Origin of the sequence: Nonomuraea coxensis DSM 45129, from assembly GCF_019397265.1 — a bacterium.
Taxonomy (GTDB): domain Bacteria; phylum Actinomycetota; class Actinomycetes; order Streptosporangiales; family Streptosporangiaceae; genus Nonomuraea; species Nonomuraea coxensis.
Window position 1 is genome coordinate 8,495,003 of the sequence record NZ_CP068985.1, and the last position, 21,938, is coordinate 8,516,940.

At 70.2% G+C, this 21,938-nt stretch carries 17 protein-coding genes; 12 read left to right on the forward strand and 5 right to left on the reverse strand.

The genetic code is table 11. The features are described 5' to 3' along the window. The first annotated feature begins 109 nt into the window (after positions 1-109). From Nocox_RS39790 to Nocox_RS39840, 11 genes are all read left to right on the forward strand, one after another. Positions 110-376 (forward strand): hypothetical protein, encoded by a 267-nt coding sequence (locus Nocox_RS39790; RefSeq protein WP_020547388.1) that lies wholly within the window; start codon positions 110-112, stop codon positions 374-376. Between the two features lie 327 nt (positions 377-703). Next, positions 704-1,606 carry an ISAs1 family transposase gene (locus tag Nocox_RS39795; RefSeq protein WP_020547387.1) on the forward strand — a complete coding sequence of 301 codons (903 nt, stop codon included), beginning with the start codon at positions 704-706 and terminating at the stop codon, positions 1,604-1,606. 1,075 nt (positions 1,607-2,681) lie between these two features. Beyond that, positions 2,682-3,263, forward strand: coding sequence for a site-specific integrase (locus Nocox_RS39800; RefSeq protein ID WP_157383482.1), 582 nt, complete (start codon positions 2,682-2,684; stop codon positions 3,261-3,263). A gap of 385 nt (positions 3,264-3,648) precedes the next feature. Continuing rightward, a complete protein-coding gene (locus Nocox_RS39805) occupies positions 3,649-5,184 on the forward strand; it encodes a TIGR02677 family protein (RefSeq protein ID WP_020547384.1) in 1,536 nt (511 codons plus the stop codon). Then, a complete protein-coding gene (locus Nocox_RS39810) occupies positions 5,181-6,332 on the forward strand; it encodes a TIGR02678 family protein (RefSeq protein ID WP_020547383.1) in 1,152 nt (383 codons plus the stop codon). The genes Nocox_RS39805 and Nocox_RS39810 overlap by 4 nt, the downstream gene beginning before the upstream one ends. After that, the gene (locus Nocox_RS39815; RefSeq protein WP_020547382.1) at positions 6,332-10,420 is read left to right on the forward strand and encodes a TIGR02680 family protein; all 4,089 of its coding nucleotides are present in this window, start codon (positions 6,332-6,334) and stop codon (positions 10,418-10,420) included. The genes Nocox_RS39810 and Nocox_RS39815 overlap by 1 nt, the downstream gene beginning before the upstream one ends. Then, positions 10,417-11,658: a TIGR02679 family protein gene (locus Nocox_RS39820; RefSeq protein ID WP_020547381.1), complete on the forward strand. Its 1,242-nt coding sequence runs from the start codon at positions 10,417-10,419 to the stop codon at positions 11,656-11,658. Before Nocox_RS39815 ends, Nocox_RS39820 begins: the two co-directional genes overlap by 4 nt. Positions 11,659-12,282: 624 nt before the next feature. Continuing rightward, the gene (locus tag Nocox_RS39825; protein ID WP_020547380.1) at positions 12,283-12,528 is read left to right on the forward strand and encodes a hypothetical protein; all 246 of its coding nucleotides are present in this window, start codon (positions 12,283-12,285) and stop codon (positions 12,526-12,528) included. After that, positions 12,525-12,914: a type II toxin-antitoxin system VapC family toxin gene (locus tag Nocox_RS39830; protein WP_020547379.1), complete on the forward strand. Its 390-nt coding sequence runs from the start codon at positions 12,525-12,527 to the stop codon at positions 12,912-12,914. Before Nocox_RS39825 ends, Nocox_RS39830 begins: the two co-directional genes overlap by 4 nt. A gap of 61 nt (positions 12,915-12,975) precedes the next feature. Next, on the forward strand, positions 12,976-13,143 hold the full coding sequence (locus Nocox_RS39835; protein ID WP_020547378.1) for a hypothetical protein: 168 nt from the start codon (positions 12,976-12,978) through the stop codon (positions 13,141-13,143). A 4-nt stretch (positions 13,144-13,147) separates the two neighbouring features. After that, positions 13,148-14,314: a hypothetical protein gene (locus Nocox_RS39840; protein WP_020547377.1), complete on the forward strand. Its 1,167-nt coding sequence runs from the start codon at positions 13,148-13,150 to the stop codon at positions 14,312-14,314. A 554-nt stretch (positions 14,315-14,868) separates the two neighbouring features. On the opposite strand, the gene Nocox_RS39845 is transcribed toward Nocox_RS39840, so the two are convergent. Further along, positions 14,869-16,332, reverse strand: coding sequence for an IS1380 family transposase (locus Nocox_RS39845; RefSeq protein WP_084685951.1), 1,464 nt, complete (start codon positions 16,330-16,332; stop codon positions 14,869-14,871). A 313-nt stretch (positions 16,333-16,645) separates the two neighbouring features. Between Nocox_RS39845 and Nocox_RS39850 the strand changes: the two genes are divergently transcribed. Continuing rightward, complete coding sequence (locus Nocox_RS39850; protein WP_157383302.1) at positions 16,646-16,984, forward strand: hypothetical protein; 339 nt, start codon at positions 16,646-16,648, stop codon at positions 16,982-16,984. Between the two features lie 191 nt (positions 16,985-17,175). Here Nocox_RS39850 and Nocox_RS39855 read toward each other — a convergent pair whose 3' ends face one another. From Nocox_RS39855 to Nocox_RS39870, 4 genes are all read right to left on the reverse strand, one after another. Beyond that, the gene (locus Nocox_RS39855; protein ID WP_033410423.1) at positions 17,176-18,603 is read right to left on the reverse strand and encodes a DEAD/DEAH box helicase; all 1,428 of its coding nucleotides are present in this window, start codon (positions 18,601-18,603) and stop codon (positions 17,176-17,178) included. A gap of 354 nt (positions 18,604-18,957) precedes the next feature. Next, the gene (locus tag Nocox_RS39860) at positions 18,958-19,164 is read right to left on the reverse strand and encodes a cold-shock protein (RefSeq protein WP_020545593.1); all 207 of its coding nucleotides are present in this window, start codon (positions 19,162-19,164) and stop codon (positions 18,958-18,960) included. Positions 19,165-19,752: 588 nt separating this feature from the next. Then, complete coding sequence (locus tag Nocox_RS39865) at positions 19,753-20,841, reverse strand: M20 family metallopeptidase (RefSeq protein WP_020545592.1); 1,089 nt, start codon at positions 20,839-20,841, stop codon at positions 19,753-19,755. A gap of 34 nt (positions 20,842-20,875) precedes the next feature. Beyond that, complete coding sequence (locus tag Nocox_RS39870; RefSeq protein WP_020545591.1) at positions 20,876-21,892, reverse strand: LacI family DNA-binding transcriptional regulator; 1,017 nt, start codon at positions 21,890-21,892, stop codon at positions 20,876-20,878. Positions 21,893-21,938: the final 46 nt, after the last annotated feature.

The window sequence follows — 21,938 nt, forward strand, 5'->3', positions numbered from 1 at the left end:
TGGGTTGTGTGAGATAATGGCTCACGTCTAACCAGCGGGCGACTCGAAGACCGCGCTCTCGAGTTGCCCGCTGTCCATCCGCAGGATTTTCGAGAAAGATGGTCATAGTATGTCGGACTGGCGCAACGATGCGGTCGTGTCAGTTGTCAATGCCAAGGCGAACGGCATGAGCGCCACCGCGCTCATGCACTATGTTCAAGAACTCCTTGGCGAAAGGTTCGGGCCGGTCGCGGCCACAGCGGTTCTCAACGAAGCCTTTGGGATTCCGGTCTACGTCATGCAGCGGGCCTTGGGGTGGCACGGATTTGGACAAGGGGGCAACATGACAGATGGCGAACTTGAGGGGTTGCTCGCTCCCTGGCTGTACAGAGGCTGAAAGGTCAAAGTGTCACGATGGGGCTGGTTGGGTGATCAGACCGGTGCGAGTCATCCCGTTCCTGATCGCCCTGCTGACAGTGATTGCAGTCCGCCACGTCAGCTTGGCACGCATTCCCTGGCCGGCCCACCAGGGTGATTTCAATGTCGCCCATCTGGGGCGATCGTTCCCTTGTGTCCGAATCGGTCGCCGTTACGTAGCGTGACGCCGAAACAAAGATGACCTTCTGTCTGTGATCATGGGAGTTCTCACGCTTCCACATCACCTACAAGAAGGCCATCGGTGTCAGTTTCTCACGCCCGTACCGATGTTGGATCACTGCTGGAGATGCTGGCAGGCATCACCGATCCATGTGACCCACGCGGGATCCGGCATCCGCTGGGGGCCGTGCTGGGAGTCGCCGTGGTGACGACGCTGGCCGGCGCCGCCAACTATCGGGAACTGGGTTCGACGGCCGCTGACCTGCCGCAGACCCTGCTCGGCCTGCTGGGCGCGCGCCGGCATCGACTCGGCCCGTACCTCGCCCCCAGCGCGGCCACCCTGCGACGCGTGCTGATCAGCGTGGACGCGGGCGAACTCGACGCCGCAGTAGGCGCATGGCTGCGTGCGCACGCGTCCTGCGATGAGCAAGGGTGGGCGATCGCGCTGGACGGCAAGGACCTTCACGGCAGTTGGAACTCCGACGGGCGACTGGTGCTGTTCTCGGCGATGGCACACCGCGGGGACGGCCGGGACGCCGTGGTACTCGGGCAGATCACCGTCCCCGAGGGCACCACCGAGACCACTCAGATCTGCTCCCTGCTGGCCGGCATCGACATCGCCGGAGCGCTGGTCACCGCCGACGCGGCGCACACCTGCGCCACCACCGCCCGCGACCTGGTCGAAAAGCATCACGCCGATTATCTGCTGACGATCAAGGGCAACCGGTCATCCCTGTATGCCGCCGCCCTGGCGCTGGGATGCGAACTGATCGCCGAAGACCCCGCTCACGTGAGCACCGAACGGGGACACGGGCGGATCAACCGGTGGACCACCTGGGCCACCGACATCACCGGCGATGGCATCGGCCTGCCGTATGCCGCCCGCCTGGCGGTCATCCGCCGTGATGTGGCCGACCTGGCAGGCCAGCCCCGCAGCAAGCAGGTCGTCATCGTGGTCACCAGCCGCGTCCACCTGTCGGCGGCAGAGATCGCCGCCCACGGCCCCGCCCCGTCATGGCGGTGGGCATGACCGGCCCGACGCTCGACGGCCCGACTTCGACCCCGGCACCTGGCTCCTGGACAAGATCGACACCCGCGAGCGGATCCTGACCGGCCAGGCCGAGCAGACCCAGGCGGAGATCGACACTCTGACCGCGCGTCTGGGCGAACTCAGCGAGCAGGTCGAGCACCTGCGGATCAGCCGCAAGACACTCATCTCCCTCGCCGAGGAGGATCCCGCCCCGGCCGAGCCGGCCGGGGCGCCGCCGGCTGTCCCCGATCATCCCGCCTACCGGCAGATTCTCACCGTCTTCGGTGAGGTCGGCGGTTCTCTGCGCGCCCGTGACCTGGCTATGGCGATAAACCTGCCGCTGACGCAGAACGCCATCCAGAACGTCCGCACCAAGCTCAAACGCCTGGCCGGCCGCGGCATCCTCATCGAGACCGAGCCGGGATTGTTCACCCGGCCGCGCTCATAGCCCGAGCAGCGAGCCTCCGGCCAGCCGACCTATCCCACTCCCAGCGACGAAAGGGACATCAGCTCGCGGAACGCACTCTCATGGCATCAGGGACCCGCACTTCGACGGCATCCTCGATGCGGACATGCCGACCTTCGAGCAGTACGCCCGCCACAACTACGCCACCCGGCTCGGCGCCGTCCCCCACCCAGCGCCTGGACTATCTGGCCGAGGCGGAGCGGCACGTCTTTCCGTTCTTCGGGCACCTGCCACTGGATCGGCTCACTCGTCGTGTGCTGCGGGAATGGGTGGAATGGATGCTCACAAAACCATCCGCGCGCAACGAACACCAGCCGAGCCGGCCCCTTTCGGATGAGCAGGCGGCACGCCGATGGGCACAGGGCCGCGACATCACGGTCAAGAAGACGGGACGCGTACCGCCCGGCGTGCTGCGGCAGTGGCGGGAGGCAGGCTCACCCAAACCCGCACCACCAAGCCCGAGGACGCTCTCGCCGGCCGCCGTGGAACGGATCTACCGAGGCGCGATCAAGCCGGTCTTCCGAGCCGCCACGCAACAGGGCGAGGGCGGTGAACCACCGCTGCAGGCCTCCTCTCCCCTGCGAGGGCCTTCGCCTGCCGCCCGGCGCCGTGACCGCGCGGCCCATCTTGTACGGGCCCGAGCTGGGCGTCTACCTCCGGGTGGTCCACGACCTCGACCCCCAGACCGCCTTGTTCGTCCTAACCGAAACGGTCACCGGCCTGCGCTGGGGCGAGATCGCCGGACTTCATGTCTCCGGCCTGGATCCGGTCGGCGGCCTGATCCACGTTACCCAGACCTACGCCTACCTGCTGAACGAGACGACCGGCCGCAAGCGATGGCAGCTCAGGCCCTATCCGAAAGGCAAGAAGCAGCGCGAGGTGCCCATCTGCCACCAACTGGCCATGCTTCTGGCACGCCACGCGGACGGTAAGCGCCCCAACCAGCCCCTCTTCCAGAGAAGCGGAGGCCGCTGCATCGACTACGCCAACCAGCGCAACACCCTGCTCCAACCCGCCCTCGAACTCGCCCGCCAGCGCGGCCTGGCCAAACACATCAGAACCCGATCACGGGTAACGAAGCTCCGCTTCGCACCCGCGCCTGCTGGAAACCTCATCCATCCGGTTCGAAGGAGGCGCTGTGCCTCAGCGTCCTGCTCGACGCCCGCTACGGCTGGCGCACCGCGCCGGTGATCCTCGCCCTGATCTGCGGGTGGCGGTGATCCTCCCTGCACGTGTTGGTCGTGCGCCGCCGCGCGGTGTCCAGTTAGGCAGTGGATCCGCCACCTGTCGGCGATGCCCGCGCATGGCGGCTCCGCTGTCGAAGCTGACGTCCGCCGGATTGCGACCTGGCCGCTAGTCACGTCTTGCCATTCCAGCGGAATGACAAGACCTATCCGAATGGCTACAAATAGTTACACTCGCCGAATGAACGAATTTCGTCCCTCGTTGATCGCGCCGCTGCCGGGCATCTGAGATATACCTGTACGTCACAACACGGAGACGTTCTGTTGCAAGCCATGGGTCCTTACGAGGGAGTTGGACGCAGCACCCCTGACGAACATGGAGACTTGTCGATATGACGTCCCCGTCTCAGGAGCACCAGCCGTTCGCACACCTGAGCGCTCCCAACGCGGCCCTGTACCGGGAGGTCCTGCGCGCCTTCGCACGCGCGAAGGAACGTTTCATCGTGCACCTGCGGCCCGAGGACGTGGCCGCCGAGTTGCGGAGGGACAACGACGACGCGCTCTCGCAGGCGCTGGACAAGCTGCGGGAGTGGGGAAACCTGCGGGCTGACGCCGACACCGGCAGGGTCACGTCCGTGGAGGACTTCCACCGCAAGCGGTTCCTGTTCCAACTCACCCCGGCGGGGCAGGCGGCCGAGCAGGCGATCGCGTTCTACGAGGAGGCGATCGGGCAGCGCGGAGCGCTGCAGTCGGTGGCGCTGGGCGACATCGCCGAGCATCTGCAGTCGCTGGCGGTCCTGGCGCGGGATGCGGATCCCGACCCGGCCAGGGTCCACCTGCTGCTGCTCTCGCTGACCGAGCGGTTCTCATCGCTGGCCGACAACGCCCAGGCGTTCATGGCCTCGCTGCGTCGCGCGATCGACTTCTCCGACGGCGACGTGGAGGGGTTCGTCGCCTACAAGGAACGGTTGATCGAGTACATCAACCGCTTCATCGCCGACCTGGCCAACTCCGGGGCGCGCATCGCCAGGCTGCTGTCGGAGCTGGAGGGGTGCGGGCATGAGGGTCTGCTGCGGCTGGCCGCGCGCCGGGAGGCGGCTGACGCGGTGCCCGACGGGGAGGACGCGGCGGAGGCGTACGGGAGGGCTGAGAGGCGCGCGTTCGAGTCGTGGCTGAACCGCTGGCGCGGCCTGCGGGACTGGTTCATCTCCGCCGGAGTGGAGCGGCCGTCGCAGGCGCGGCTGCTGCGCCAGGCGGCGATCACGGCGATCAAGCAGCTCATCGACGCGGTCGGGCTGCTCAACGAGCGGCGGTCCGGACGGTCGGATCGGTCGGCCGACTTCCGGGCCCTGGCCCGCTGGTTCGCCGAGGCTCCCGACGAGGAAGCGACACACCGGCTGTGGCGGGCGGCGTTCGGGCTGGCCTCCGCGCGGCACCTGACGGTCACGGCGGCGACCTTGGAGGAGTGGCGGGAGGTGACGGCCGGGACCTCGTGGCAGGAGGCGCCGCCGATCAAGATCTCGCCGCAGCTCCGGCGTACCGGATCCTATGAGCGGCGCGGCAAGCCCAACCGCGTGGCCGACCGCAGCCAGGCCCGGAGGCTGCTGCTGGAGCAGGCCGAGCGGGAGGCGGCCGAGACGGCCGCGGCCCGTGCGGCGCTGCGCACCGAAGGCCCGATGCTGCTCTCGGAGCTGGACGTGCTCGATCCGCGGGCGTTCCGGCTGTTCCTAGGGCTGCTGGGGGACGCGCTGGCGGCCCGGCGCCCCGGGGAGACAGAGGTGAAGACGGTGACCGCTGACGGCTCTATGGAAGTCCGGCTGGCTCTCGTCCCCGACGGTGGCGAGGTGGAGATCCGCACCGAGGACGGCGTGCTCACCGGGCCGGAGCACGTGGTGGAGATCGTCGATCTGATGGCGGTGGCGCCGTGACCCCGGAGGAGGAGCGGGCTCAGCGGCGGGCGGCGCTGCGCGCGCTGCTGGCCAGGCCCCTGCTGACGGCCGAGCGCGACGCCGAGGCGCTGGTGCTGGTCCGCCGCCATCTGACCGAGTTGCGTAGCTGGCTGACGCGCGAGACCGGCTGGCGGCTGCTGGTGGACGCGGGGGCGGCCCGGCTGTTCAAGACCGCCTCCGACCCTCGCGACGGGACGCACCCGGCGCGGGGCAAGGCGGGAGAACCGTACGGCCGGCGCCGCTACGTACTGCTCTGCCTGGCACTGGCCATGCTGGAGCGGGCCGACGCGCAGACCACGCTGGGCCGGCTGGCCGAGGAGGTGCTGGCGGCCGCGGCCGAGCCGGAGCTGGACTTCGTCTTCACCCTGGACAGCCGGGCCGAGCGGGCCGACCTGGTGGCGGTGGTGCGCATGCTGCTCGACTGGGGCGTGCTGCGCAGGGTCGCGGGCGACGAGGAGGCGTACCTGAGCGCCACCGGCGACGTGCTGTACGACGTGCGCAGGCCGGTGCTGGCCGCGCTGCTCACCGGCACGCGGGGGCCCTCCACGATCACCGCGGACTCGTTCGAGGAACGGCTGGCCGAGCTGATCGCGGAGCCGGTCGCCGACACCGACGACCTGCGTAACCAGGCGCTGCGGCGCGGGCTGACCCGCAAGCTGCTGGAGGATCCGGTGATCTACTACGCCGACCTGGACGAGGCCGAGCGGGCCTACCTGGCCTCGCAGCGGCACGCCGTCGTCCGTCGGATCGAGGAGGCGACCGGGCTGGTGGCCGAAGTACGCGCGGAGGGCATCGCGATGGTGGACCCCGACGACGAGCTGACCGACGTTCGCATGCCCGAGCAGCGTACCGACGGGCATGTGACGCTGCTGGTCGCCGAGCACCTGGCCACCCGCGGGGAGGTGCCGCTGGAGGAGCTGAGGGGGTTCGTCCGGGAGGCCGCCCGCGCGCACGCCTCCTTCTGGCGCAGGGGCGTGACCGAGCCGGGCGCCGAGGACGGGTTGCTGTCGACGGCGCTGGCCAAGCTCACCGCGCTGCGGCTGGTCCGCCTGGAGGAGGGGGCGGCCATGGGACTTCCCGCCATCGCCCGTTACGCACTGGACGAACCCGTCATCAAAGGACAGTGATGCTGCCTTCCCCGACCTCCGAGCGCTGGAAGCCGCTGCGTGCCGGACTCGTGGACCTCTTCTACTACGACGTGGAGGAGTTCCACTTCCACGACGGCCGGCTCCTGCTGCGCGGCAACAACGGCACCGGCAAGTCCAAGGTGCTGGCCCTGACGCTGCCGTTCCTGCTCGACGGCGAGCTCGCTCCGCACCGGGTCGAGCCCGACGGCGACCGGCAGAAGCGGATGGAGTGGAACCTGCTGCTGGGCGGCAGGCACCCGCATCCCGAGCGGCTGGGCTACACGTGGATGGAGTTCGGCCGCCGGGGTGCCGACGGCACCGAGGAGTTCCGGACGATCGGCTGCGGGTTGAAGGCGGTCAAGGACCGCGGCATCGTCCGGCACTGGTTCTTCCTCACCCCGCGGCGCGTCGGCGCGGAGCTCCACCTGCTCTCTCCCACCGGAGTGGTGCTCACCAGGGAGAAGCTGCGCGAGGCCGTCGAGGGCCACGGCATGGTCTACGACCGGGCCTCCGACTATCGCAGGGCCGTGGACGAGGCGCTGTTCGGGCTCGGCGAGCACCGGTACGAGGCGCTGGTGAACCTCCTCATCCAGTTGCGCCAGCCGCAGTTGTCGAAGAAGCCGGACGAGAAGCTGCTTTCGCGCGCCCTCACCGAGGCGCTGCCGCCGCTCAGCCCCGCGCTGATCGCCACGGTCGCCGACGCGTTCCGCGGCCTGGACGAGGAGCGCGACGCGCTGCGCGGGCTGCAGGAGGCGCACAGGGCCGCGGGCGACTTCCTCGTCCATTACCGCAGGTACGCGGCGATCGCGGCCAAGCGCAAGGCCGCCGTCCTGCGTGTGGCGCACAGCCGCTACGAGCACCTGGGGCGTAACCTGAGCGAGGCCGAGGGCCGCCACGCGGCGGCTGAGGCGGAGCTGGCCGCCGCCCAAGACCTGCTGGAGGAGCTGGAGAAGCGGCGCAATCTGCTGGAGGCCCGCAGGGAGGCGCTGCAGCAGAGCCCCGAGATGCGTGACGCCGAACGGCTCAAGCAGACCGGCGAGGAGGCCCGGCGGCGGGCCGATGACGCGCAGCGCTACGAGCGGGAACGCGAGCGCCTTGCCGGGGAGACCCGGCGCCGCGGGCAGCGGGCCGAGGCCGCCCGTGGCAAGGCCGGCGCGGCGGGCCGCGACCTCGACGAGACCAGGCGGGCGGCCGTCACGGCCGCCCGCGCGGCACGGTGCGAGCGCGATCATCTCGCCGTCACGAACTGGCAGGACCTCCCGGAGCGGCCCGAGCAGCCGCGGCGCGCGGCCGAGGCCCTCGCCGAACGCCAGGAGCGGGCGATCGGCGAGCTGGAACGGCTGATCGGCGCCGTGGACACGGCCCGAACCCGGCTGACGGCGGCACGCTCCGAGGTGGACCGGCTGACCGGGGAGCAGCAGGCCGCCGCCCAGCGGATCGGCGACGCGGAGCGGGCGGCGGGCACGGCGGGCGCCGCGCTGATCCAGGACTACACCCTCTACCTGGCCGAGCTGAGCGAGTTGCGGCTGGACGACCCCGACGACGTGCTAGCCGCGCTGGAGACCTGGGCAGTCTCGGCCGAGGGCCCCAACCCGGCCGCGGCCGCCGTGGACGAGGCGAGCAGGGCGGCCACCGACGCCCTGGGCCGGTTGGGAGCCGAGCTGGACGCCGAACTGCGCGCGGCCGGGCAGACCGCTACGAGCCTGGCGGAGGAGATCGCGCGGCTGGAGGCCGGCGAGCACGACGCGCCCCCAGCCCCGCACACCCGCGACCTCGCCGCCCGCCTCGGCCGTCCCGGCGCCCCGCTGTGGAAGGTGGTCGACTTCGCCGACGAGGTGCCCGCCGATCATCGGGCCGGGCTGGAGGCCGCACTGGAGGCCGCGGGCATCCTGGACTCCTGGGTACAGCCGGACGGGACGCTGCTCGCCGCGGACGACAGCGTCATCGTGGCCGCCACGCCCTCGGCCGGACCGTCCTGCTCGGCCGTGCTGCGTCCCGCCGTGGACCGCGCCGATCCCCAGGCCGCGGCGCTGTCCGACGCCGCCGTCCAGACCGTCCTTGAAGGCATCGGGCTCGGAGCCGGCGACGGGGCATGGGTGGCCGTGGACGGCCGGTGGGCCAACGGCGTGCTGGCCGGATCTTGGCGCAAGGACGAGGCCCATCACATCGGCGAGGGCGCCAGAGAGGCTGCCCGGCGCGCCCGGCTGGCGGCCCTGTGCGCCGAGCTGGACCAGGTCAAGCGGCGGATCGACGGCCTGCGCGCCGATCTCGCCGCGCTCGGCGCGCGGCGGGACAGGCTCGCCGCCGAACATCGCGCGCTGCCGCCGGATCTGCCGCTGCGCGAGGCGTACGTCAAGCTCGCCGCCGAACACGAACGGCGCCGCCACCTGGACGCCGACCACGCCGCCGCGGCCCAGGTGCTGCGGGAGCGGCAGGACGACGTGCGGGCCGCGGCCGATCGGGCCGGGGAGTTCGCCGCCGACGTCGGCCTGCCCGCCGAGCCTGCCGCGCTGGGCGAGGTCAAGGCCGCGGTCGCCGACTACCGGCTGGCGCTGGCCCGGCTGTGGCCCGCGGCGCAGGCGTTCCGGCACGCGCAGGAGGCTGTCGCGGAGGCCGAGGAGGATCTCGGCCGTACCCGGCAGCAGCTTGAGGCCGCCGCCGAGCTGGCGGCGACGGCGCGGGCCGAGGCCGACGCCGCCGCCGAGACGTACCGGGCGCTGGCCGAGACCGCCGGTGCCGCCGTCGACGAGCTGTTCCGGCGGCTCAACCAGGTGGAGCAGGAACTGCGCGAGCGCGAGAGCACCGAGCGGGCCGCCCGCCGCCGCGAGCAGGGCGCCCTGCAGGAACGCGGCAAGGCCGAGGGCGAGCTCGGCAACCTGCGCGAGCAGATCCAGGAGGCGTCCGGGACACGCGAGGCCGCCGTGGGCGAGTTCCGGGCGTTCGCCGCCACGGGCCTGTTGAACGTCGCGCTCGCCGACCTGGACGTACCCGACGCCGAGGGCGAGTGGGCCGCCACGCCCGCCGTGCTCCTGGCCCGCACGGTCAATGCCGAACTGGACGCCGTCGACGACGGCGACAGCCCTTGGGACCGGGTCCAGAAGAAGGTGGCCGAGGAGCACAAACTCCTGTCCGACGCCATGGCCAGGCACGGACACTCCGTCGGGCTGACCCTGCACGACGGAGTGATGATCGTGGACGTGGTCTTCCAGGGACGCAGCAGGGACGTTCCCGGGCTGGCCGCAGCGCTGGCGGAGGAGACCGGGCACCGGGCCAGGCTGTTGTCGGCCAAGGAACGCGAGATCCTGGAGAACCACCTGCTCAACGAGGTCGCCGGAACGCTGCACGAGCTGATCGCCGCGGCCGAGTCCGAGGTCCGGGAGATGAACTCCGAGCTGGAGTCCCGCCCCACGTCCACCGGCATGCGCCTGCGCCTGCTCTGGAAGACGGGCAGGAACGCCCCGGAAGGGCTGGACCGGGTCAGGGACAAACTCCGGCAGACCGTGGACGCCTGGTCCGTCGCCGACCGGTCCACGGTGGGCGCGTTCCTGCAGGAGCGGATCGCCCGCGAGCACGCCGACAACCCGGCCGCGGGCTGGACCGAGGCGCTGACCAAGGCTCTGGACTACCGGGCCTGGCACGAGTTCGCGATCCAGCGGCAGCAGGACGGGCAGTGGCGGGCCGCGACCGGTCCCGCCTCCGGCGGCGAGCGGGTGCTGGCCGCTTCGGTGCCGCTGTTCGCCGCGGCCTCGGCCCACTACAAGTCGGCGGGCAACCCGTACGCGCCCCGGCTGGTCGCCCTGGACGAGGCGTTCGCCGGGGTGGACGACGACTCACGGGCCAAGTGCCTGGGCCTGCTGGCCACCTTCGACATGGACGTGGTGATGACCAGCGAGCGCGAGTGGGGTTGTTACCCGCAGGTGCCCGGGCTGGCGATCTGCCAGCTCTCGCGGCGCGACGGCATCGACGCGGTGCTGGTCACGCCCTGGCGGTGGGACGGGCGCGAGCGGCGGCGAGCCGAGCGCCCGGCCGTCGCGGTGCCCGCGCCTGCCGCCCCGGCCGCCACCCGGCAGCACGGCCTGTTCGAATGAGCGGGGCAGAGGAACGGCTGCGGCGGCTGCTGGGCGGCGAGGAGACCGCCTGGCTGGTCGACCGGGTACACCGTCGCCTGGAACAGGGCCGGCCGCCCACCGGCACGGTGACGCTGGCGACCGCGACCCCCGGCCAGCGCCGCGCGATCGAGGTGCTGCTCGGCCGCCGGGCGGGAGCGGGCGCGTCCCTGTCGGTGTCCCTGGACGACGTGGACCGGATGCTGCGCGACAGCGGCGTGACCGACGGCGGGCTGCGCGAGGCCGTCGTACGACTGCGGGGCCCGATCCGCGACCTGGCCGGTGAGAACGCGGCGCAGGCGGCGGCCTGGAAGCGTGCCTTCGCGCGGCTCGACGCCCTCGTCGCCGACCGTTCCGAGCTGGCCGGATGGCGCTCCTGGCTGGAGAGCACCGGGGTGGTGCGAAGGCTCACTGCCACGGCCGACGAGGCGCGAACGTCGCTCGACCGGCTGGCCGCCGTTCTGGCCCGGCTACCCTCACCGGGCCTGCCCCTGGGCCGGCTCGCAGCCGAAACCTGCGGCGACGCGCATGCCCTGGACGAGGGACGGCCGCTGGCGACCCTGGCCCTGTCCGCCGCCCGCGCGCTGGCCGGGCTGCCGTACGCGGGCGAGGGCGGCGCGGACGCCCGCCGGGCGGCGTGGGCCGCGGTCGGCGTCCACCTCGACGACCTGTCCTCCCTCGTGCTCTGCCTGGGCCTGTCGGGCGACGGCCGCACCCCCACCGGGCGCATGCTCAGCGCCGCCAAGGCGGCCGGCGAACCGTGCGTGCTGACCCTGCGCCAGCTCCGCCGCCACGAGCGGCCGATCCCAGCCGGCCTGGTCAGGATCTGTGAGAACCCCGTGGTGGTCGCCGCGGCCGCCGACGAGCTCGGGCCCGCCTGCCCACCCCTGGTCTGCGGCGGCGGCAGGCCCTCGGCCGCGGTGTGGCGGCTCCTGGAGCTCCTGGCCCGTGGCGGCGCAAAGTTCGCCTACCACGGGGACTTCGACTGGGGCGGGCTCGCCATCGCCGCCGCCGTTCACGAGCGTGTGGGCTTCGCGCCATGGCGCTTCGATGCCGCCTCCTACGCGGCGGTGCCTTCGGCTGCGCCGCTCACCGGCCGCCCGTGCCCGTCACCGTGGGATCCGGAACTGGCCTCGGCGATGGCACGACGCGGCGTACGGGTGGAGGAGGAACTCGTCCTCCCCGAGCTGATCGCCGACCTGGGCTCCGCGCCGCCATAGGGCCCGTCGATCAATAAATCGTCGGTTTCGGCAATGTATCTCCAGGTCATGCGGTTGCGAACCAGCAAGTTATTCTTCGGGGGCCCTTAGCGGTCAACGCCCGGTTTTCGTAGGGAGCATCGTGTGCTGCGGTGAAGTGCCGCTCGACCCGTCGCTGCGACGCCGCTGACCGCGTCTGCGTATGTCTCGTTCCGGGATCGGCATCGGCCGGGTGGTGGGAACGACGAAGCATCGGGGAGCCGAGCGACCCATACGTGGAGAAGATCTGGGCCGCCAGCAGCGCCACCCTCAGATCCCAGCCGTGGACGGCAGGTATGAGCCAGGCTCATCCGATCACCAGACGGTGGTGCCGCACCGCGATGGTCAAGCGACCAGCAGCCGACCGCATTGCAGGTGCGCGCGCGGGCTCGTGAACAAGGATTCCCAGTCGCCGAACCGCGGCAGGCTCCGCCCCGAGATCTGGGAAGCCTGGTATGCCGCCGCCGGCACCATCTCCGCGGAAACCCCGACTCGACGAGAACCTTGTGACGCGGGCGGATGCTGCCCAACGACGCGAGTAAGGCTCGGCCACCGGTTACGCTGGAGGTGCAACTCCGGCACCGCGACGGAGGGAGTCGAGCGACGGTGAGCGTGGACCTCGAACACGAGCCCATTCATGACCTCGCCCGCCGGGTCATCCGGCTGGCCGAGGAAACCCAGCATGCCGCTCAAGTGCTCGAACGCCGCCTGGATGCGCTGGAACGCCGCTCCGAAGCCGCCGGCAGGGCCGAACGCATTTTGAGCGTTGCCGCCGGCATGCGGACCCACCTCGGTCGAGACCGACTGTCCGTTGAAGATCTGTACGACCCGGACACCGGCCTTCCCGCGTGATCATCGACTCCAGCGCCATCATTGCCGTCATCAACGGTGAGCCAGAGGCCATCCCATTCGCTCACACCATCGCCGCAAACGTGTGTCGCATTTCGGCCGTCAACTACGTCGAAGCGGCCATCGTGGCGGACAACCGTGGTGAGGCCATGCGCAACGCCTTCGACACGCTCGTTGATGAGATGGGCCTCATCATCGAGCCGGTAACACCCCATCAGGCCAGGATCGCGCGCCGGGCGTACCAGACCTACGGCAAGGGCAACAACTCCAAGGCCAAACTCAACATGGGCGACTGCTTCGCCTACGCTCTCGCCAAGGACCTCGACCAGCCCCTGCTCTTCAAAGGTGAGGACTTTCCGCACACCGACATAACCCCCGCACAGCCCTGACGGCATGCCCTCTGCCCGAGCGTGATCGCCAAAGTTTCTCTCGGGAGTATCGTGTGCTTCTGTGACTCCCCGCCCCGCTGACGATCATCTGGATGAGCTGATCGAGCAGGCGATCGTGGACGCCTACGGCGATGACGAGCAGGCGATCGGCATCCTCGATCTGCCGCTCCCCGATCCGCCCCCGATCGGAGCCGAATGGATCCATGCGTTCCGCCGCTGGGCCGGGTGAGAGCATGAGCGAATACCAGTACTACGAGTTCCTGGCCATCGACCGGCCGCTCAGCAACCAGCAGCAGGCCGAGGTGCGCGCCCTGTCCACCCGGGCCCACGTCACCGCCACCAGCTTCACCAACGAATACCACTGGGGCGACTTCCGCGGCGACCCGGCCCGCCTGATGGAGCGTTACTACGACGCCCACCTGTACCTGGCCAACTGGGGCACCCACCGGATCATGCTGCGCCTGCCCAAGGCCGTGCTCGACCCCAAGCAGGCCGGACGCTACTGCGTGGGCGAGCAGGTCAACGCCTGGACCAGCGGCGGACACCTCGTCCTCGACTTCACCAGCGAGGCCGAGGAGGAGTACTGGGAAGACGACGTCGAACGCTCGCTGTCGGCGATCGTCGGCATCCGCGCCGAGCTGGCCGCCGGTGACCTGCGGCCGCTCTATCTGGCCTGGCTGTCGGCGTACGGAACCTGGGAACGCGACGAGGACGCCTTCGACTACGAGGAAGAGGACGCGCTGGAGCCGCCCGTCCCGCCAGGGCTGGGTTCGCTCAGCGCGCCGCAACGGGCCCTGGCCGACTTCCTGCGTCTGGACGACGATCTGCTCGCGGCAGCCGCCGAGGCCAGCCCGCCGGCGCAGCACGTACAGCACGACCGGAAGGCCCTGGCCACCTGGATCGGCGCTCTGTCCGCCAAACGCAAGGACGCGCTGCTGCTAAGGGTCATCGAGGAGGACGCCGCGAGCGTTCGCTGGGAACTGCTGCGCGAGTTCGGCGGCGAAACCACCAGCCAGAAGACGGAGACGGGGCGGACGGTCGCCGAACTGCTGGACACCGCCGCCGCCCGCCGCCACGCCCGCGAGCAGCAGGAAGCCGCCCAGCGCGCCGAAGAACAGGCCCGCCGGGAACAGGAGCGGCGACACGCCAGGGAACTGCGCCTGAACCGGCTCGCCCAGGATCTCGACGCCGCGTGGGACGTGGTGGAGACCTCCATCGGCACCAAGAAGCCCCGCGAATACGACCTGGCCGTCGAACTCCTTGGCGACCTGCACGCCCTGGCCCTCCGCGACGAGCACGCCGGCGCCTTCACCCAGCGCCTCACCCACCTCCGGGAACGACACCAGGGCAAGCCCAGCCTCATCAAGCGGCTCAACGACGCAGGCCTCACAGCCGAGTAACCGGCGATTCCATGCCTATTGACCAGCGGTCCGCACCAGCGAAATTCATCCAGCCACAGCTGCCCAGCCAGCCGAGAAGTGCACATGGTCAAGGGATGCCAACCGTTGCACGGTTGCTCGTCGGATGCTAGTCGGCACCTGATACGGCATGACACCGGGCGGCATTCCCGGACATATTGAGCGCGGACAATGCATGACATCGCGACGCAAAAGGACACGATTCGATAGTGGGCGACATTGAAAACTGCGGCTTAATCCGTAGGTTCCGGGTTCGAGCCCCGGGTGCCCTACCACTCCGACCTGCAGTTTCCCACGATTCTGTAGTCGAGTCGTCTGATCGTGAGTCACGGTGGGACACCTGTCCTCGATGACTCAGGGGACGGCCGTCCCGGTTGAGCTGTGCGGACAGGCGGAGGTTTCCACCTGATCGTCTGTTTCCTTCATGCGCCGCGGTGTGGGTGGCCGCCCGAGGCGCTCGGTGGGCGGCGGTTTCCACGGGCCCGCGCGGCTGCTGGTCACTCCTTTCTCTTCTCGGTGGGGCACATTCGAGCTGGTCAGAGGGGTGCTGGCAGGACGCATAGGCGCTGCCAGCAGATCAGGAAGGCGTTCTTCCACGGCCAGGTGGCGCTGATCTTCAGGATCCGCCGACGGGCATGACAGACCAGCCGGGCGGGCAGGTGCCACAGGCAGTAGCGGAGAGTCTGAGGTTCGGCGCGGGCCAGTTCCGGGTCGTCGTGCAGGCCGAGCAGACGGGTCCAGGCGTCAAGATCGGCGGCGAGATTGGCCACGAGCATCCAGCCGACGTTGACGTTCCAGGTCTTGGACGGCAGGTTGCGCAGCCCCATGGCCTTGTTGGTGCGCACCCGGTCCTCGACTTCGGCGTGGTCGCGGTGGACGGCGTCGATGAAGGCGAGCTGATGGCTGCCGGGGATGCCGCGCAGGCCGCTTGGCCCGAGGTTGGTGGCGATGATCGCGTACTTGAAGCCGGTCTTCTTCTCCAGGTTGGTGAGCTGCGCCGCGTCGCGGGCCGAGGGGCGCACGCGGCGGACCAGCAACCGCACGCCCCACAGCCTGGCGCGTTCGTCCAGGCCGGTGAGTTCGGCCACCTGTGCGTGCGCGTGGACCTTGCCGTCTTGCCGTATGGCGGCCTGCCAGGCGGTCTCGGGCAATTTGGCGATCGCGGTCTCGTCGGCGCCGGTGATCTTCCAGCCGACGGTGAAGCGGACGGTGCGCCGGGTGGTGTTCAAGCCCTTCATGTGTTCGACCAGCTCATGGGTGGCGCCCGCGCCGTCGATCCGGATCCAGATCTTGGCCCGGAAGCTGTCGGGGATCTGCCTGATGGCTTCGGTGAGCACCCGCACGTGGTCGAGGGCGGTGTTGGAGCCGGCCGATCCGGTGCGCAGCAACATCGCCAGCGATTCGTGCGTGTTGGCGCACCAGGCCGCCAGCGGGTGAAAACCATAGCCCTTCTTGAACGTCGCCGAAGCGCCCTGCTTGCCCGAATGCGCGGTGATCAGCGTGGCGTCCAGGTCGATCACGATCCAGCCGGTCAGGACCTTGCCTGCCACCTGCAGCCAGGGGAATCCCGTCTCGGTCGCGGCAACCAGCTGCCACACGTGCCGCCGCACCCGCGCCCGAGCCCGAGCGATCCAGGCCTGCAGCTGGTCCGACTGTCCGACGGGCTCCAGCGCTCGCCGCACGGTGGAGTCCGAGGGCGGCGCGCCGAAGAGCTGCTCCTGATGGGCCAGCAGGGCGATCTGCCGCATGCTGGTCGCTCCCAGCGCGATCGCCACCGCGAGTTGGACCAGCACCACGCCCCGGTCCCACACCGGAGATCCGCCCAGCCGGGCGAACACACCGCCCAGCGCTCCGGTTAACCCCGTCTGATCAGCGCATTTGCGCAGGAGCACGGCTCCCGCGTGTCCGACGAGCCCCTTGCCGTCCCCTCGTACAGACAAGCGGCGGTCCCATGCCGTAGCGTTCACCCGGAAGGTGCGTCCGTTCTGTGCGATGTTCATGATCTCAGCAGTCAGATCATCGCAGGTCGGAGGCACCTTCTTTAGTTATGGATCTTCAGAACGAAATACCGGCTGAATAGCCGAGGCTGTGAGTCACGTACCACGGCGGGCGTTGTTCGCCTTGCGCGCGGTCTTGTGAGCCGCTTTGAGGACCAGCCAGGCAGTCGCCCGGGCGCTCTCGTGATATAGCCATGACCAGCTTGTGGAAGCGGTGGGTGAGGTAGTTGGGATCAATTGCCCCGCCGTTCTCGCGGGTGAACATCGGGGTTGACGGCAACCAATCGATGCGCAGTTCATCGCGCTGGAAGAGTTCGTGGCGGTACAGAAGCCGGAGAGTGTCGAGGTCCAGAGCGATCCCACGCTGGCTGGAGGCGCTCTTCGGCGGACACGGCAACAGGCCGTGGTCGGTGTGGACAAGCTGGCAGGCAATGGTGAGTTCGCGCCGGTCGGTGTCAAGGTCGATCCAGCGCAGGCCGGCTACCTCGGCGCGCCGCAGACCGCGCAGAGCGATCAGTCACCACAGCGCGAACAGCCGGTCACCACGGACGAAGGCGAGGAACTCGGTCAGTTGCTCGATCGTCCACACCGCCACAGCGGGGGCGCTCGCCGGTGCGCCTCCACGCGGCCACCCGCCGTGGGGTCCACACCATAGGGTGGACGTGACGTGGCGACGGTAGCCGTAGCCCCCGAGCCGGGTTGTCATGAATCACGTCTTCCCGGACGGCTTCGTTCAAGGCGGCCCGCAGGGTCGCGCGAATCCTTTCCAGGGTGGCCGCGCTGATCGGTCTGCCGTAACGGGTGTGGCGCTAAACTACCTGGCCTTGGGCGCGCCCCCGTCCGCTGCTATCGGAATCGTCTGCCGTTCCGTCCCGACCGACGACTGACAACCGGTGCGGTGATGGTCACGGGGATGCCTGAGGGAGCCTGGGCGCCCGTGATACGCCTCAGCTCGGCCTCGCCCGAACGGACCTCGCTGGTCTGCGGGACGATACCGGCGTCGGCCATCAATCGGGTCATGTCACGGCGCTGATTGGGCAGCACCAGGGTGACGACGCTGCCGGACTCGCCGGCGCGGGCGGTGCGGCCGCCGCGGTGCAGGTAGTCCTTGTGGTCGCTCGGCGGGTCCACGTTGACGACGAGGTCCAGGTTGTCGACGTGGATGCCGCGGGCCGCGACGTTGGTCGCCACCAGCGTCGTGACGTGGCCGCTCTTGAACTGGGCGAGGGTGCGGGTGCGCTGGGGCTGGGACTTGCCTCCGTGCAGCGCGGCGGCGCGCACTCCGCTGTTCAGCAGCTGTTCGGTGAGCCGGTCCACAGCATGCTTGGTGTCCAGGAACATGATCACCCGACCGTCGCGAGCAGCGATCTCCACGGTGGTGGCCTGCTTGTCGGCACCCTGGATGTGCAGCACGTGGTGCTCCATCGTGGTGACCGCGCCCGCCGAAGGGTCGACCGAATGGACCACCGGGTCGCTCAGATAGCGGCGGACCAGCAGATCGACGTTGCGGTCCAAGGTGGCGGAGAACAGCATCCGCTGGCCATCTGGGCGCACCTGGTCGAGCAGGTGGGTGATCTGCGGCATGAAGCCCATGTCGGCCATCTGGTCGGCCTCATCCAGCACGGTGATGCCGACCTGGTCCAGGCGGCAGTCGCCGCGCTCGATGAGATCCCTGAGCCGCCCCGGGGTCGCGATGACGACCTCGGCACTGTTGCGCAGCGCATGGGCCTGGCGGCTGATCGACATGCCGCCGACGACCGTGGCCAGCCGCAGCTTCAGTGCTTGGGCGTACGGCGTGAGCGCATCGGTGACCTGCTGGGCCAGTTCCCTGGTGGGGACGAGGATCAGGGCAAGCGGTCGCCGCGGTTGCGCCCGCTGCCCGGAGGTGCGGACGAGCAGGGCCAGGCCGAAGGCGAGTGTCTTGCCCGACCCGGTGCGCCCCCGCCCCAGGACGTCCCGGCCGGCCAGGGAGTTCGGCAGCGTGGCCGCCTGGATCGGGAACGGTTCGTTCAAGCCCAGGCCGGTGAGCACCTTCAGCAGTGCGGGCGGCATGCTCAGCTCAGCGAATGTCGCGGCTGCCGGCAGGGCCGGGGTTACGGTGACCGGCAGCGCGAACTCTCTCTGGAGCGCGGCGGGACGCCGCCCGTTGCCGGACCGGCTGGAGGCGCCTGAACGGCCCTGAGCCGGAGAGCTGAATCGGCCGCCCCTGCTTCGGGCGGAGCCGCCCGTACGGGGCGAAGAGTTGCGATCGTGCGCGCGAGTTGCGTGGTTCATGCAGAACCTTCCTCGATGCGGCACGTGTCAGGCGATCCTCGGCGCGATGAGCGGCACCAGAACAGCTAGCACGAGCCGAAGAAAGACGAGTCGAACCGGCGGAAACAGCCTGGGCTCGTACGTCGGAATGGTCGGCTTTCGCCGGGAAGAACGCGGCTGTGATGCCGCGCCGTAGAACTGGAGCGGGCCTATGCCCGCACCGGAGCCATCGGTGGTGCATCCGGTGTGCGGCGGAAGAACAGACACGCTGTGCTTCTCGGGTTGTGAGGTCATCACGGCACGATGGATGCCACAAAAGCAACGCGCCGGGGACCGCGCCCTGCGGCGCGGGCCCCGGCTACGTGGTGCGCAGTGTCAGGCGGGAACGATGTTCTCGGCCTGCGGGCCCTTCTGGCCCTGCGTGACGTCGAAGGCCACCTTCTGGCCCTCGCGCAGCTCACGGTAGCCGCCGTTGGCGACGATGTTGGAGTAGTGCGCAAATACGTCGGCGCCGCCGCCGTCCTGCTCGATGAAGCCGAAGCCCTTTTCCGCGTTGAACCACTTCACGGTGCCAGAAGCCATGTTGATCTCCTTTGATGGGTGCAAAGCCGGAATCCGCATCGAACGAATTCCGCGTCGCCGCGATAGGACCACACACCCGGAGATGACCGGAGAACAAAAAATGCACCTGAGGCTACATACCGTCAGGTGCACACAAGTCTTTATGGGTACCACAACTGCAACTGAAGCCACTCTAGCACATGTGCCGTCGTGCTGCGCATGCCCCCGCCAACGCCTGCGAGAGGCTTACGGTTCCGGGCCCCGCAGGTGCCCCGGCCAGCGCGGCCTGCCTGTACGACCGAGCAGACCAGCAGGTCGGCGAGGTACTCGGCGGCAGCGGGCCACTCCCGGTCGAGGATCGGCTGAGCGCATAGCGCCTGCACCTGCGTTACCAGGCGGCACCGGCCAAGACGGACGAACCCTCCAGCCGGAGCAGCCCCGGCGCTGGTTAGCGCGCCACCCAGCGCCCCGCCACGGCGTTCTTGGCGGCGTTCTTGGCGGCGGACCAGATGTGCCGCGCGCCGGCGGCCAGCTGGCGTAGCCCGCCGCCAGCGCCGCGCGGGTGATGACGCAGGAACGAGGCGAACTCGGCGGCCAGCTGTCACACGATCAGGCGAACCGCGCAAGGGCGGCGGTGTAGATCTCGACGGCTTCCTCGATGCGGTGGACCGTGCAGTACTCGTCGGTGACGTGCGCCTGCTCGGGCTCACCCGGGCCGCACACGACCGTGGGCGCCCCGCCACAGGCGGGGGCGAGGATCGAGGCGTCGGTGAAGTAGCTGGCGGCCGGGCGGTCGCCGGGCGCGCCCGCTCCCGCTTCGACCAGGGCCCGGACGAGGGGATCGTCCGGGTCCGTCCAGATCGCGGGCAGGTCCACGAGCACGCCGAGGGTCGCCTCGCCGCCGAGCGCGGCCTGCAACCGCTCGCGGAGTCGCCCGTGGTCCTGATCGGCGACGGTGCGCAGGTCGATGGTCACGGCGGCCAGGTCGGGCACGGAGTTCACGTTGATCCCGCCGCGCACGGTTCCCACGTTCACCGTGGACGGGCCGAGCCAGGGGTGTTCCGGCACCCCGGGGTCGAACTTCTCGATGACGCCGATCAGGCGGGCGAGTTTGTAGATCGCGTTGTCACCCAGGTGCGGCATCGAGCCGTGCGCCGTCGTGCCCCGTGTGGTCGCCTCCAGCCAGAGCGCGCCCTTGTGCCCGAGCAGCACCCGGTTGGCTGTCGGCTCGGCCACGAGCAGGGCACGCGACCTGCTCACCAGCCCCTCGGCCACCATGCCGATCGCACCCTCGCAGCCGGTCTCCTCGCCCACGGTGAGGACCAGCTCCAGGGCGACCTTCGGCCCGGTGCGGCGCACGTGCCGCTCGGCGGCTGTCACCAGCGCGGCGACGCCGGCCTTCATGTCGCTCGAACCGCGCCCGTACAGGCGATCGCCGTCGATCTCCGCGGCGTGCGGCTCGTGCCGCCACGCCTGCCCGCCCAGCGGCACCGTGTCCAGGTGCCCGGTCAGCGTCACCGGCTCGCCCGTCCCCCAGCGGGCGACCAGGCCGGTGCGGCCGGGCGCGTACTCGTGCGTGCGCACCGCGAAACCGGCCTCCGACAGCCGTCTCGCGAGCGGGCCTGCCACCGCGGCCTCGCCCCCGCCCACCGAGTCGATCCTGATCAGCTCGCGCGCCAGCTCAACCGCCTCGTTCACGCGGCCTCCTTTCGTCACTTACTCCGCTCGTCACTTACTCCGCGACGCCGGCCGTCACCGGTCGGCTGGTCTGCCGTACGACGAGCCTGGGAGCGATGGCGATGCGCTGCGCGGGCCTGGGGTCGTCCGCCTTGACCTGGCCGAGCAGACGTACGGCCTCCGCCGCCATCTCCTCGACCGGTTGACGCACGGTGCTGAGCGGCGGGTCGCACATCGTCGCGTGTCCCACGTCGTCGAACCCCACCACGGCCACGTCCTCGGGGACGCGCACCCCGCCGAGCCGCAGCGACCGCACCAGGCCCACGGCGATCTCGTCGTTCGCGCAGACGACCGCGTCCGGCAGCCGGCCGGCGTCGAGCAGCTTTCGCCCGGCTTCGACGCCCCATTCGAGGGTGAACTCACCCAGCAGCGGCGGCAGGACCTCCACGCCGGCCCGCGCCGCGGTACGTTCGAACCCGCTGAGCCGCAAGCGGGCGGAGGAGCTCACCAGCCTGCTGCCCACGAAGGACACCGAGCGGGCCCCGCCCGCGATCACGTGCTCGGCCGCGAGGGTGACCCCGGCCTCGTCGTCCACGCCCACCCAGTCGGCCCCGCCGCCCTCGATGTAGCGGTCGACCTGCACCAGCGGCACCCGGCGGGCCGCGTCCAGCACCGCGGGGACGCTGGCCTCGATGTCGCAGGGGCTGATGATCAGACCGTCCACTCGCCGGGCCAGCAGGGTCTCCAGCCTCCGGGCCTCGACCTGCGGGCTGTACTGGGACGCGCACAGCAGCAGGTCGGTGCCGGAGTTCTGCAGCTCGCGCTCCACGGCCTCGACGATCGTGGTGAAGAACGGGTTGCCGATGCCGGGGACGACCATGCCGATGGTGCCGGTGGTCTGGTCGCGCAGCGCCTTGGCGACCGCGTTCGGCTGGTAACCGAGTTCGGCGACAGCGCGGGCCACCCGCTCGGCGACCTCGGGCGTGACCCTGCGCCGCCCCGAGAGGGCGCGGGAGGCCGAGGCCACGGAGACGCCGGCCGCTCGTGCCACGTCGTGAATCGTCACGCCCATCGTGTAATCGATTTCCCTTGATCTTTGCCAACGATCGACCTTGCCG

Excerpts from the sequence above, each read along its gene's own strand:
- Nocox_RS39795 (WP_020547387.1), top strand. The coding sequence starts at position 704 with ATGCTGGCAGGCATCACCGATCCATGTGACCCACGCGGGATCCGGCAT.
- Nocox_RS39820 (WP_020547381.1), top strand. The coding sequence starts at position 10,417 with ATGAGCGGGGCAGAGGAACGGCTGCGGCGGCTGCTGGGCGGCGAGGAG.
- Nocox_RS39855 (WP_033410423.1), bottom strand. The coding sequence starts at position 18,603 with ATGAACCACGCAACTCGCGCGCACGATCGCAACTCTTCGCCCCGTACG.
- Nocox_RS39870 (WP_020545591.1), bottom strand. The coding sequence starts at position 21,892 with ATGGGCGTGACGATTCACGACGTGGCACGAGCGGCCGGCGTCTCCGTG.
- Nocox_RS39860 (WP_020545593.1), bottom strand. The coding sequence starts at position 19,164 with ATGGCTTCTGGCACCGTGAAGTGGTTCAACGCGGAAAAGGGCTTCGGC.
- Nocox_RS39840 (WP_020547377.1), top strand. The coding sequence starts at position 13,148 with ATGAGCGAATACCAGTACTACGAGTTCCTGGCCATCGACCGGCCGCTC.
- Nocox_RS39815 (WP_020547382.1), top strand. The coding sequence starts at position 6,332 with ATGCTGCCTTCCCCGACCTCCGAGCGCTGGAAGCCGCTGCGTGCCGGA.
- Nocox_RS39790 (WP_020547388.1), top strand. The coding sequence starts at position 110 with ATGTCGGACTGGCGCAACGATGCGGTCGTGTCAGTTGTCAATGCCAAG.
- Nocox_RS39845 (WP_084685951.1), bottom strand. The coding sequence starts at position 16,332 with ATGAACATCGCACAGAACGGACGCACCTTCCGGGTGAACGCTACGGCA.
- Nocox_RS39805 (WP_020547384.1), top strand. The coding sequence starts at position 3,649 with ATGACGTCCCCGTCTCAGGAGCACCAGCCGTTCGCACACCTGAGCGCT.